The organism is Methanoregula sp., from assembly GCF_041663825.1.
GTDB lineage: Archaea > Halobacteriota > Methanomicrobia > Methanomicrobiales > Methanospirillaceae > Methanoregula.
In genome coordinates, this window is record NZ_JBAYLY010000001.1 from 44,743 (window position 1) to 57,328 (window position 12,586).

Consider the following 12,586-nt stretch of genomic DNA (forward strand, 5'->3'; position numbering starts at 1 on the left):
TGTCTACGGCTGATCCGGCCTGAGCACCCGGCACACCTGCTCCATGAGCGCGTGGTGGCGCCGGAGCTCGGCGCAGTACGTGCCGCTGCGGTCGCTTTTTTCGATCGGCACCCACGAGAGTCCGCAGTCGGTGTCCCAGAGCACAAGCCCTTCCGCCGGCGCCGGCTGGATCGGCCGGCTCACGCTCTCACTCAGCAGTAACCGGATCCCGTCCTTATCCTGCTCGCCACTGCCAACAGAATAGAGCGCCGCCGCCATGCACCGCACCTGGTGCCAGAGGAAACTCTCGGCTTTCACTTCGAGGTACGTGAACCGGCCTTCGGTCCCGATCTTGATGTCAAGGATCTTCCGCCACGGGTTCTTGTCACCCACCCGGGCAAGGTTCGAGAAGTTGTGCTCGCCCAAAAACTCCCGGGCAGCCACTGCCATTGCCTGCGGATCTTCTGGCGGCCCGGCATAATAGTACCGGTACGTGCGCGACCGGGCATCGAACCGGGGGTGGAAGGTCTCCCCGACTTCAGCCGCTGCCGTACACCAGACATCGAGCGGGAGCTGCTGGTTGATGGCCCGGCGTGCCCGGTCCGGGTACGACGTGGAGAATGCGATGACCTGCCCGCAGGCATGCACCCCCCGGTCGGTCCGTCCGGCAGAACAGAAACCGGCCGTCCGCCAGTCGGAAAAAAGATCGAGGCGCCGGCACGCGGCGATAAACTCACCTTCGACCGTGCGGCTGGACTCCTGCTGCTGGGAGCCATAGAACCGGGTGCCGAGATACGAGACCCGGAATGCAAGCCTTACCGGACGCGGAACCGCCGGGTCAGCCGTTTGAGTTTTCTCCATGTGTTGTTCAGCGACTGGCGGGTGTAGGTGCGCAGGGGCGTCTTTCTCCCGCCGCAGGAAACCCGCCCCTCCCGGATGGCCGTAAAGATGGCCTGCATCTCCGGCTCTGCTTCGACAAACGTTCTCCCGTATCCCACGAAGCGCACGTTGTGCGCATCGCTTCCCCCGACACAGGGCTTCGCCAGCCGTTGTGCGATCCGTCCTGCCTTCCGGTTGGCCGAGCCGACAATGTACCGGCTGTTGAATGCCTCGACCGCGTCCACGATAGTAATTGCGGCCTTGATCTTCCGGGCAACCCCGTGACGCCACATGTGGTACGGGTGGGGGAGGATCACGAGTGCGCCCATGGTTTTTGCGATCCTGACCGTCTCGCGGACGTCAAGTCCTGCGGGAATCACTTCGGTCACGCCCAGGACCAGCAGGTGCCCCTGGAGGGTCGAGACCTCGATCCCCGGGATCACGAGCACGGACGTCTTGATCGTGAGCGCTTTCTTTGCCCCGTCCACGCAGTCGTGGTCGGTGATCGCGATCGCGTCTAATCCCACCGCCTCTGCCTGCCGGAGAATATCTTCGACACTGCTCTCGCCGTCTTTGGAAAAATTGGTATGTACGTGCAGGTCGCAGGTCAGCATCTGATCACTAGTATTTTTATCTCTCTGGTATTAAGGGAGCTTATGCGTATCCTCCTCCCCACCGGTGCCGCGACCGCAGAAACGGTGCGCCGGACGGCCGCCGGCTTCGACGCCGACGTGGTGGTGACCGGGAAGATCGCCTCGTTTCTTACACCCCGGGCGCTCCGGGAGCTGATCGCGAAGGGCGCGTATGATGCAGTCGTCGTGTCCGGGATGTGTACCGTCTCGTTTGAAGCAGTCGAGCGCGAGACCGGGGTGCCCGTGTACCGGGGGCCCCGGCACGCAGCAGACCTTGCATGGATCCTCCCGCTCGTGGGGAAAACCCCGCTCTCGCGCACGGTACCTGCCGAGGATTTCCTTCGTGCAGGAAAGGCAAAGGATGCGATGGCCCTTGTTGTGGCCGCGGAAAGGGATGCAGAGCCGGAGTTTGTGATCCGGGGGACAAAGATCGGCGGGAACTCCCGGATGAAAGTGCTCGCCGAGATCATGGACGCCCACCGGGTGGAGGATATCGGGGGCCGTGTCGAGCAGTATTTTTCCGAGGGAGCGGATATAGTCGACCTTGGCTTTGGCTTCGATGCGACACCCGATGACGTGAAACGGGTGTTCTCCGGACTTGAGGAGATCGACGGCCCGCTCGCGGTGGACACGCAGGATCCTGACCTGATCCGGGCGGCACTCTCCCGGGCCGATCTCGTGCTCTCGCTCCAGGAGACCAATATCCCGAAGGTGGGAAAGGATGTGGCTCGGGCCGGGGCGGCGGCGGTCGTGGTGCCGGGCGGGAAAACCCTCAACGCCAATATCGCAAAGGCACGCCGGGCCGGGATCAACTGCATCGTCGCCGATCCCCTCCTCCAGCCGGTCGGTTCGGGTCTCGTCACTTCGCTTGGGCAGTTCAAAGACTATGGCTGCCCGCTTTTCTTTGGCGCGGGAAACGTGGTCGAACTCCTCGATGCGGACTCGGTCGGGACAAATGCCCTGCTTGCCGGCATGGCAAAAGAAGTCGGGGCGTCCGTGATCTTCTCAAGCGAGCATTCGGACAAGACCCAGGGCTCGATCCGGGAGATGCGGAAGTCAACCGAGATGATGGTGCTCGCCCGGGACCGGCCGTATCCCAAGGATCTCGGGATCGACCTGCTGGTGCTCAAAGAAAAGCGGCGCCGGCGCGAACCGCCGCTCGAGTATGAAACGGCGATTACTGCCGGGCGGATGCCGGACGAGATCATCTACGACCCGAAAGGGAACTTCCGGATCGGGATCGAGGGGGACCAGATCGTCGCGGTGATCAACGGGAAGGCGGTGCGGGGGACCCGGTGGCAGGACGTGCTCTTTACTCTTTTATCGCAGGGGCATGTTTCGCTGCTCGATCATGCGGGATATCTTGGCCGGGAACTGTACAAGGCGGAACTGGCGATACGGTACGGAAGGAGCTTGAGCAGGACGGGGAGTTTTAGAGAGGAATCTCCTGCCGTTTCGTGCGGGGAAAATAACAGCGGCGCAAGGGTGGTTTAGGGTCAACGAATCTGACGTTGCGAGCTGCAGGCGAACCCGCGTGCTCTCTTTTATGGAATGTCGCTCAGGGGGAGTCTCTTTCCCCAGACAGGGTCTGGATCGATCCGGGAGCCTCGATCCGGATCCTGCATGACCGGGTACCGCAGCTGGAATCCCCCGGCGGACCAGAAACGAATGTAACAGGGATCATCTGGGGATACCGGGTGTCGCCATTTTTTGTTTTTTCATCCATGGAAGCGACCTTTACTGGCAGGGATTATACAGTGCCACATCGCCGGTTTCTGCATCGAGATAGACCTGCCCGCCCCGGTGGCCGCGGAGGTCGTCGGGCAGATCGATATGGAGATCCACGATCCACATCACCCGGTCCTGCAGGAACGGCACCACCGAAACTTTTGCAGAGACCTCCAGGCCAGTTGTGTCGGAAAGTTCGTTAACGTTCGTGAAATACTTCACGGCCGTGTCGATTGCCTGTTCTTTTGCGATCTTCGGCTCCGTTATTTCCGGGGCGGTCCGGTCCCGCGAGAGGTAGGAGAGGATTTCGCCGTGCCCCGGTGAGACGCTGATCAAAACAAAGTTGCCGTTGGATACCCCAAAGACCTGCTCCTGCCAGGCAAACGAATACTCTTTTCCTGCGTCACCGTGATCCAGCAGCTTTGCTTCGGTCAGTACCATGTTCCGCGTGGAAAAACCCGGGTAGTTCTTTACCGCGTACGATCGTGCAATGGTTTCTGCCCGGTCCTGATCGATCATTACTTTTTTTGTGGGAGATACCGATTCGTAGAATCCTGCCCGGTCGACCCGGCGGGATTGATCATTCACGTATATTTCGCCCTCATCCGTCTGGTAGATGTGGTAATTCCCGATACGGCTGTCCGTTTCGTTGCGTTCGTATACCACTGTTGCATCCGGGTTTTCAAGGAATGCCTGCACGATCCTCCTGTCCTCTTCCACCCATGCCGGGGCCCCGGGCGCATCGGTGAGCGGGCGTTGTGTGCGGACAGGTGACGGATCCTGTAAAACGGTATCCGGTGACTGGATAACTACCATGAGGTCCCCTTCGTGGTCCATATCCTTCCGGATGACGGAGCCATCGGCTGCTCTTGCTTCCGGGCCGGGGATGACGACGATCAGTTCTTTCACGGACTGGTTTATGGGAGGTACCGCGAGCCGGGCGTGTACGCGGACTTCCCGGATCTCGCCGGAGGAAAAATTATAGAGCGTAAAGTTTTCCATAGCAACAAAGGCATCGCGCCCGTGATATGCCCGGTCCCACGAACTGGTTCTCGGTTCAACCCGGGTCTCGACCGTGTACGGGACTTCTGCAAGGTCCGTTCCCATGGGGTTTGAAACGAGCAGGTCGAAACTGATGTTCTCCCCCTCGATACTGACATTCGGGGTATATTCGACTTCGCGGGGCGGAATGTTACGGCATTCCTGTTTATCGGTAAACCTGATGGGACTGTTGATGGTTCCCGCATCCTCAAGTGACCACCGGCCGTTCTCATACAGGACCACCGGGTTTTCGAGCTGGTCGAAAAATCCCTGGCACCGCCATACGGTGATATTGAGGGGTTTATCTGAGCACGATACAGCAGTGACTTTCCCTCTGTATCCCTGGAGTGACGGTGCAAGGATCATGACTACGAAGAGACTTGCGATAAGCAGCAGCACGATGACAAGTAACAACTGTTTGTTTTGTTTCATCATATTCCTCCAAAATTTTCCTGAAGTATCGGAGCCGCTGGATCCTCCGGCCGGAGAGTCAAAAAGATCGTTTCCGGATTGTTCCGGATAGTGTGTTCGCCCGTGGTTCCGGTCGAAATGTGCGTGGGAATTTTCGGTATGGGATTTGCCGCATTCCAAAGGATCACCGTTGCATATGCCAGAGCGAGGAACAGGAGGATCCCGATAATCAGGACGACAAGAAATACTGCAGCAAGCGCAGTTGCGGCCAGGTACAACCCTGCCGGCCAGCCGTCGAGTTTGATCCCGAAAAACCATGCCTCCCTGTTGATGAGAAATGCAAAGGAGGTTATCAGTGCGTCAAGGAAGAGGAAGAGCACCATGTACGTGGAGAGTATCCCCATCAGGATTTCCCGGACACGTTTCTTCTCCATCTTATGACCTCCTGTGGTGTATCGCGATATATCCAACGCCAATAATTGCAAAGGCAATGACGATACCCGCCACAAAAATATTCGTCACATCACCGGTACCTCCCGGGGGCAGCGGGGCAGTGCGATCTCCGGTAAACTGGGAATGATACACCGGCTCCATCGAATGCGACCAGGTCTCGTTGGCCCCGATGATCCAGACGCTGGCAATTTGCAACGGATCTCCGCGCCCCACGGACTTCCGGATCGAGAAGACCAGTTGTTTCCCGCAGGAATTTGCCGGGGCAAGATGGGCGGATTTATACTCTGCATCCATCTGTTCTTCATGCCAGGAACCGACACCGCATTCCCGGATAAATCCCATGATTTCGGTATTGTCCTTCACGGTCGGGTACATGTTCGTGAGAATTTCTTTTGGCGCCCCGCCCATGCCGGGATAGATTGGCGTAGTGTTTGCCGCAGATACCGTTCCGAAAATTACCGCGGTTACGATGACGAGAATGAAAACAAGTGCAAACGTTTTCATGATAAACGGATTCCATTCATTCCAGACAATATCATCATGCTGCACCGCCCCTACTTCACGATCATGGTAAGATTGAACCGGAGATCCCCGGCTTCATCGGGTTTGAGGACTAATTTCCCGTTTATAACGGATGTCCCGGGGCTGACCGCCCGGTACCGGGCCCGGTAAAAGCCGGTGTTATTCCAAAAATCGCCGCCTGTGTACCAGACACCGTCATTTACCAGCTCGATCCCGCACCCGGAGACCGGGACGACCCAGCGCATGGCAAGTGACGGGGCAAACCCAAGGTTAATTTCAACCACATCTCCGGTCCCGAGCACGATCGTTTTACCTGAATCGTCCCTGTCAAAGGAGTACCTGTTGCCGGGCATCGGGTCCCGGATCGGGACGGAGGTATTGGTCGGGACAAGAATCCGGGGACCGGAAGCGGAAAGGTTGCATACGGATCCGGGATCCTGCGGGGAACCGGTTACCGATACAGCAGCCGTAGAGGTTGGTTGAGCCGATGTCGGAACCGCGGGTGTCGCAGTATTCATCAAAGATACCAGAATGATTGCGGCACCTGCAACAACGCATGCCAGAGCAATTCCTGCCATCATCCATTTCTTCTCCATTTCATTCCCCCGGATACATTTTCTCTGTATGATTCCCGTTACACCGTGGTGTCATTTTCAGCAGCAGTCTGCCATGGCTCAGGGACGATGAAGAGAGTCGATCCCAGCAAGGCCCGCTCCGCAAAATACCGGTTGTAGCTGCATCTCATCTCCCGTAGGTCTTGGGCATCCGCATATGAAACTCTCTGGGGCCCTTATGGTATTTACGATCTCTCGTCCGTTTGTTTACCGGAAACGACCAAATAATCTCCGCGAAATCCGGAAAAAAAAACCTTTTAGGAGATCTTTCCGACAGAGCGTGCGCTATGCCCGAAAATTTTTTCGGTCGATCACGTCCCGCCCGCACGGTTTGAAATTTTTTTCGGCCAAAAATTTTCGGCTCGAAAGTTGAAAATCACAAAAAAATTTGGCGTGAAATTTTTTCGGCCAGATTTTTTCCGGTTCGAAATCTGAAAAATCCAAAAAAATTCCGGACGAAAGTTTGTACGCCCGTATTTTTCCGGACAAAAATCCAAATTGCCGGAAAATTTTTGGAGCAATCTGATTCTGATGGGATGGAGGCCCGGACAGCCTGCACTCGGCAGGTTTTCTCGTTTCATGCGAACCCCCCTTACGCCAGCCCTGCCCCCAAAGGGAGCGGGGGCGTATGCGATGCCTCGGAATTACCTGTGCCGGGGATATCTGAATACAGGTAATACGGCATCATCGCTAGCCGGGGGACGCCCACGCTGACAGAGGGCAGAACCCCCAGAAGCGTCTCCCACCAAAGGGTCACCGTCGATCCAACGACAGCCAGATCAATTTTTCCGACGTAAAATTAAAAAACGCTCATAGCGGCCTCCGGGCGGCCGATCTCCCGCTCAGATGACCCCCAGGACCTCTCAAAAAACCCTGCCAACAGAAGCCCGCTATAGTGCAGGTCTGAATCCAGATTAAAATGGATATTTTGGAAAAATACGCGATTAAACAAAACTTTTTGAGTGGCGTGGACGGCGCTTCCACTGGAGACCGGTCATACGGGATCGCTGTGTTTCGGCCCTCCGTCGGAGAAACGATCCCCCGGGACGTAAGGTCTCATGAGCCGGGGAATCTGCCAGTTTTTTTATCTACGGTACTGGGTTTGCCCCATTCCACAGAATCGCTGTTGCATACGCCAGTGCGAGGAACATGACGATCCCGATGATGAGAACAACCCACGTAAGGGTATCTTCCCGGCCAGACACTTTCATGTAGACTCACCGCTTTTTGTCCGACCCAGTAACGCAGAGACCCCGAGAATAACCGACGGGATGACAATATAGAGGACTAGTTCTATCCAGAAGACCGTCCAGCCAAGATCGCTCTTCAGGTTTTTCTGCCGGGAAAAGACCGGCATGATGTACACGAAGGCAAAATACAGGACGGATACCGTGCAGATCGCAAACGACCTGTGCGGGTATTTCAGGAGCAGGACGACAAGAAATACTGCAGCAAGCGCAGTTGCGGCCAGATACAGCCCCGCCGGCCACCCGTCGAGTTTGATCCCAAAAAACCATGCCTCCCAGTTGATGAGAAAGGCAAAGGAGGACATCAGCGCGTCAAGGAAGAGGAAGAGCGCCAGGTACGCGGAGAGGACAGCCAGGATAGTTTCCTGCAGGCTTTTTTGTGCCATGTTACGGCCTCCTGCGTGAACGCATCGCTGCATACATTGCAACCGCCAGCCCTGCGGAAAGGATGGGGAGGATCGCAGGAAGAGGCGAGGGATGCCGCGTGGACGTCAAATCCGGGGAAGATTGTGGCGCGGACAGGTTCACGCGATAGTTCCAGGTATTGGTGGAGAAGGTAGTGAGGGAGGGATCTATCCATTCAGTAGTAATATTGAGGGAGATATTCTGTACATCTGCCGGTACAGGTTCTCCCGTGAAAACAAATCGTTCCGCGCCGGGCAGCCCGCAGTCGGCGCTTGTGTCAAAAAACGTCCGGGGTGTCGTGGCATCGAGGGAGTAATCTGACCCATATCGTGCGATGAACCAATACTCAAGCCACGAACGGTTACACGTCGACAGCCGGTCGTACGTTTCATTATCGGGAAACTGGATAAGTACGCTCGCTGTCCACGAAACATTGGAGAACGAGACCGATTCAAATATGGCCGTAACATTTTCCTGGGTCAGGGATTCATTCACGGCAACCATTCCCTGATATGCCCCGCCCCGGGGCAGGATCATAACATCGGTCGAAGAAGATACGGTATTCAGGTGCGATGCATCCCACGAGCCGCTCGCGTTCTCGCTGAACAGGTAATATATCGCAACCGTATAGCGCCCCGGATCGACCGGGGAACCACCGGCATCTTTTTGATCCCAGGTAACCTGTGATGATAACGACTGCCCCGGTTCCAGCACGAGGGTCTGGTGCGAACGGCCAAATGTCCGGAACGGGTTGGCATTCCGGTAATGTATGCCGGCTTTCGGAGGGTATCCCATGACGGTGATCGGGTCGGGACCGGTATTGACCAGCGTGACATTTACCACGAGGGGTTCACCGGAAACGTACACCGGGAGCGAAACGGTTGGGTCCCACGTAGCGTTTAAGGGCACCAGCGTCAGGTTTGCAAGCGGCGCACCGGTGACCGGAGCAATTGCAACGAGTGCTGCGACGCACACAACGATAAGCATGAGAGGAAAATATCCGGGGCCCGCTGCGTACCTGTTCGATCCGGCCGCCGTCATCAGCCTCTCCTCCCATTTCCTGCAAGGAAAAGTACCGCGGCGCAGGGCACAGAGAACAGTACCTGTGTCGGGAAGAGTGGTACCGGGTGCGTTCCGGAGGGGGAGGGTGTCACATTGACAGGTTCCGTTACATCCTCACCGGGGGTCTGCCGGGGCGTGGCTGAGGGAGCAGGGGCAGAGTATTTTCCCTTGACAAGTGTGACCAAGGTGTTTCCTTCTACATCCGTGTACGTGGACGAATGAAGATTCACAAGATATTCGTCGGGTCGGAATCCTGCGGAATCTACCACAAACGACCAACTGCCATTTGAGGCATTTCCCCGGACAACCCGGGTTGTCCCGGTCTGGTTGCTCGGGTTCCCGAACTGCGGACCGCCCGGGTTAAAAGTACTGGTAAGAACAGCATATTCCAGGTCTTCCCCCAAAGGAAGATTTGTTGTCCCGGTGATAGCAAATGTGTCCCCCACCGAATGGATGCCGACAGGATCTGCCTGGATAAAAAACGGTTCTCCGACATGGATAAACGATGGCCGGCTTCTGGTGCTCGTCCCGGCCGGACCGGTGACGGTCAGGTTCACGGTATAGTTTCCGTCATGCAGGTAGGTATGGAACGGTTTTTCCTGCGTGGATGTTGTCCCGTCGCCGAAATCCCATAACCATTGGGTGATCGTACCCTCAGAGTATTGCAGGAATTCGACACTGCACGGTGCATGCTGCGATGTGTAGATCGCTTCAAAGTATGCAACAGGTTCAAACGGGCCGACAAGAATGAAGACCGGCTCTTCCAGGGTGTTTTTCCCGGCCGGCCCGGTAACGGTCAAGAGCACGGAATAATTCCCCGTCTTTGAATAGGTATGCACCGGGTTTTGCTCCGTTGAGGTACTTCCGTCACCGAAATCCCATGACCATCCTGTGATGTCGCCCATGGACGTGTCGGTGAGGATAACGGTGAGCGGTGCATAATCAGCACGTTGGGGATCAACGCCAATCCGGGCCAGCGGGGGGAGGGGGCCGACCGTAATACAATCCGGGTAGGTGAACGTATTGTGTCCGGACGGTCCGCTGACAGCAAGTGTCACATTGTAGGTACCGTTGGCCCGATACGTGTGGACAGGACTTCGTTCGCTGGACAGGCTCCCGTCGCCAAACGACCAGTTCCAGTCCGTGATCGCTCCCTGTGAATAATCCGAAAACGTAACTTTCAGCGGAGCATCTCCTTGGGTTGCCGACATCGGCGAGAACGATGCGGTCACCGTCTGAGGTGTGGGCTGTGCGATGCCCGTCGCGGTCGCATCGATGATCGTCATCACAAGCTGATTACCGGAGAGAATGTATGTGATATTTCCTTCGCTATCGACAAAGGCGCCGTTTGGGACGGTGTGCGTGTGGTGTGCCCCGGTATCGTACACGGCCAAAAACTGCGTGCCGTTTGCATCGAAGACCCTGTTGATCCCGTCATCTGACATGAGGATGATGGAACCAGCCGGGATTACATAGATGCCAGTATCGTTTACGGTACTGAGTTCCTGATTCAGGATCACCGGCTCCATCGAGTCATTGACCTGCAATGGCGGGAGGGGGTATTTCCCGGCAGGGACCGTAAGCGCGTGAATAGTATCAGCGCTGGCCGGGGATATGATCATGAGGAGCGCGATGATGACGGTGACCATCAGGAACTTGCAGGGATTCAGGGGAACTGGTGATTTCATGTTATGAACCTCTCTTTTTCTGGAGAATTACGAGCGCGCCTATGCAACAGATTGTGATGATCACTACGGTCGCAGGCAGGAATGCGGCCGGGTTTTCTGGTGAAACCGGATCAAAAGTATAGGTCTTTCCTTCGACAAAACCCGGGAAACAGGACATTATCAGGGTTTTGAGCCGGGGCGTTGCAACATCCAGATCGGATTTCCCTGCGGTCCCGTAGTACGCGATATAGTAATTCTCGTCCGGGAAGAAATCCGTGGAAAAGATGATGAAATACCCGGAAGTATCTGCCGCTCGGTAGGCCGTTGCATTGATCCGGGTGGCGTGCAGGCCGGCAATCCAGGGATCGCCCGTTCGTACAAGGTCGCCGGATATGTCAAGGGTTACCGGTGAGATCGTCCCGCGTTTCTGTAAATAGTCCGTCAAATCTTCGCGGCCGGTTGCAAATGAATCCCAGGTGTCAAAATACCAGACTTCCGAGAGGTAGGGGTCACCGGTTTTTGCATACGTAAAATTCTGGAAAGCCCGGTATTGTGATACCCCGGGAAAGTAAGGGGATGCACCAGCAGTATTTTGGGAAGACGTTACAAGAAACCCTGAATTGACGGATTGGTTGTAATAGAGACCGGCGGGATTTGGCAGAAGATACATGGCACGATATTCCGGGGGAGGGGGCGTTGCACCGGCAATCTGCGTGCAACAACCGATCGTCACAATGGCGCACAATACTACGAACCAGGATGTGTTTTTCATTTTTTACAACGCCCTCGTTGCGCCATGAGCAGGCTGATTCCCGCAAGTGCACTGATAGCCGGAGCGATGGGAAGTGATGCAGGCTGCGTGGTTTCGGGTTTGTTTTTCCGGAATGCGTCCTCGGTCGCTTCACGGGAAAAGAGCGTGTCGTTCTCCACGGCGCAATATGAAATATCTGAACAATCCACCGTGAAGTTCCAGTGCCCCCGGTACGGATCGAACTTGGTTGCGGCAATGCGGATCTCCCGTGCATCGCATGGAATTGGGGCGGTATGCCATGTGACATGATTGACACCGTTGCCGGAATACAATGATGAGTACATACGGAAATCCTGCGCCGTACTGTTATCGATCCAATATTCCGCGGTTACCTGCGAGAATCCGGGTGCGGCAGGAGATCCCTTGCGGGGTGCCGGTGCAATAACCGTCATGTTTACAAAACCGCCTCGTTCATTGAGCACAAGGGAGTCAAGTTTCGCAGTCACATCCCCGTCAGTCACCGATACATTGGGGTACAGGGTGCCAGCCAGTGCCCCTTGGGGATATTGAACAATAACTTCGGAATTTGCAGAAATGAACGATGAGGTGATTGTTGTTGAATCTGGTGTGACATTCTGGACAATGCCTGCCTGTGCCGAGAGATAGTAGACACCAGGATTCACCTGGGCCTGCTGATCATTTTTCTGATCCCAGATGAGTATCGTGCTGGTTGTATTGTTCGGCTGGAGAAGTCGCATCTCGTCACCGTGCCTTATGGTCCGGACGATCCCCCTGTTCCACCCTTCCGGTCTGGTCGAGATCTCTATATCAGGAGGAAAATCCGGGAAGGTGAACGTATCTGAAATGGCATTGGAGAGGGTTATGTTAATCTTCACCGGTTTTCCGTAGGCAGAGACCGGCTGTTCCGGGGCCATGTCCATTGCAAGCGGGGTCGGTGCGGGAAACGGGGAGTAGCCGGGTCCCCTGATCTGATTAATGATCACCTGTTCTTCGGGTGACGGTGTCGTGCCGTATCCTAATAAAGCCCCGGTCTTCGGATCATAAATATAGTGCAGAGCGGTTGTATTTTGTGAGGGGTCCAAAGCCGCGAAATCTGATTGCGCGGCAAGAACGGGGGAGGTAATTGCCGGGAACAAAACCAGAATGCCGAAAAGGATGAGCCACATGACCGGAT

General features: G+C 56.0%; 14 protein-coding genes. 1 reads left to right on the plus strand and 13 read right to left on the minus strand.

What is annotated here, in order from left to right; genetic code table 11:
• Positions 1 to 3: 3 nt before the first annotated feature.
• Both truA and WCX19_RS00265 read right to left on the minus strand, forming a co-directional pair.
• Entirely contained in the window at positions 4 to 840 is an 837-nt protein-coding gene (gene truA, locus WCX19_RS00260; RefSeq protein WP_373003205.1) for a tRNA pseudouridine(38-40) synthase TruA, read from the minus strand.
• Positions 795 to 1,472: a CehA/McbA family metallohydrolase gene (locus tag WCX19_RS00265; protein ID WP_373003208.1), complete on the minus strand. Its 678-nt coding sequence runs from the start codon at positions 1,470 to 1,472 to the stop codon at positions 795 to 797. Before WCX19_RS00265 ends, truA begins: the two co-directional genes overlap by 46 nt.
• Before the next feature lie 42 nt (positions 1,473 to 1,514).
• On the opposite strand from WCX19_RS00265, the gene WCX19_RS00270 reads away from it, so the two are divergent.
• Entirely contained in the window at positions 1,515 to 2,984 is a 1,470-nt protein-coding gene (locus tag WCX19_RS00270) for a dihydropteroate synthase-like protein (RefSeq protein ID WP_373003211.1), read from the plus strand.
• Positions 2,985 to 3,227: 243 nt separating this feature from the next.
• Here the strand turns inward: WCX19_RS00270 and WCX19_RS00275 are convergent, their stop codons facing one another.
• From WCX19_RS00275 to WCX19_RS00325, 11 genes are all read right to left on the minus strand, one after another.
• Positions 3,228 to 4,694: a hypothetical protein gene (locus WCX19_RS00275; RefSeq protein ID WP_373003214.1), complete on the minus strand. Its 1,467-nt coding sequence runs from the start codon at positions 4,692 to 4,694 to the stop codon at positions 3,228 to 3,230.
• Positions 4,691 to 5,104: a hypothetical protein gene (locus tag WCX19_RS00280; RefSeq protein WP_373003217.1), complete on the minus strand. Its 414-nt coding sequence runs from the start codon at positions 5,102 to 5,104 to the stop codon at positions 4,691 to 4,693. The genes WCX19_RS00275 and WCX19_RS00280 overlap by 4 nt, the downstream gene beginning before the upstream one ends.
• Position 5,105: 1 nt before the next feature.
• Entirely contained in the window at positions 5,106 to 5,627 is a 522-nt protein-coding gene (locus WCX19_RS00285) for a hypothetical protein (protein WP_373003220.1), read from the minus strand.
• 50 nt (positions 5,628 to 5,677) lie between these two features.
• A complete protein-coding gene (locus WCX19_RS00290; RefSeq protein WP_373003223.1) occupies positions 5,678 to 6,241 on the minus strand; it encodes a hypothetical protein in 564 nt (187 codons plus the stop codon).
• Between the two features lie 329 nt (positions 6,242 to 6,570).
• A complete protein-coding gene (locus tag WCX19_RS00295; RefSeq protein WP_373003226.1) occupies positions 6,571 to 6,840 on the minus strand; it encodes a hypothetical protein in 270 nt (89 codons plus the stop codon).
• A 507-nt stretch (positions 6,841 to 7,347) separates the two neighbouring features.
• Positions 7,348 to 7,470 carry a hypothetical protein gene (locus tag WCX19_RS00300; RefSeq protein WP_373003229.1) on the minus strand — a complete coding sequence of 41 codons (123 nt, stop codon included), beginning with the start codon at positions 7,468 to 7,470 and terminating at the stop codon, positions 7,348 to 7,350.
• Positions 7,467 to 7,892 (minus strand): hypothetical protein, encoded by a 426-nt coding sequence (locus tag WCX19_RS00305; RefSeq protein ID WP_373003232.1) that lies wholly within the window; start codon positions 7,890 to 7,892, stop codon positions 7,467 to 7,469. Before WCX19_RS00305 ends, WCX19_RS00300 begins: the two co-directional genes overlap by 4 nt.
• Position 7,893: 1 nt before the next feature.
• Positions 7,894 to 8,952: a DUF4232 domain-containing protein gene (locus WCX19_RS00310; protein ID WP_373003235.1), complete on the minus strand. Its 1,059-nt coding sequence runs from the start codon at positions 8,950 to 8,952 to the stop codon at positions 7,894 to 7,896.
• Positions 8,952 to 10,661, minus strand: a complete 1,710-nt coding sequence (locus WCX19_RS00315; protein ID WP_373003237.1) for a PKD domain-containing protein — start codon at positions 10,659 to 10,661, stop codon at positions 8,952 to 8,954. Before WCX19_RS00315 ends, WCX19_RS00310 begins: the two co-directional genes overlap by 1 nt.
• 1 nt (position 10,662) lies before the next feature.
• The gene (locus WCX19_RS00320; RefSeq protein WP_373003240.1) at positions 10,663 to 11,412 is read right to left on the minus strand and encodes a hypothetical protein; all 750 of its coding nucleotides are present in this window, start codon (positions 11,410 to 11,412) and stop codon (positions 10,663 to 10,665) included.
• Positions 11,409 to 12,578: a hypothetical protein gene (locus tag WCX19_RS00325; RefSeq protein ID WP_373003243.1), complete on the minus strand. Its 1,170-nt coding sequence runs from the start codon at positions 12,576 to 12,578 to the stop codon at positions 11,409 to 11,411. Before WCX19_RS00325 ends, WCX19_RS00320 begins: the two co-directional genes overlap by 4 nt.
• Positions 12,579 to 12,586 lie beyond the last annotated feature (8 nt).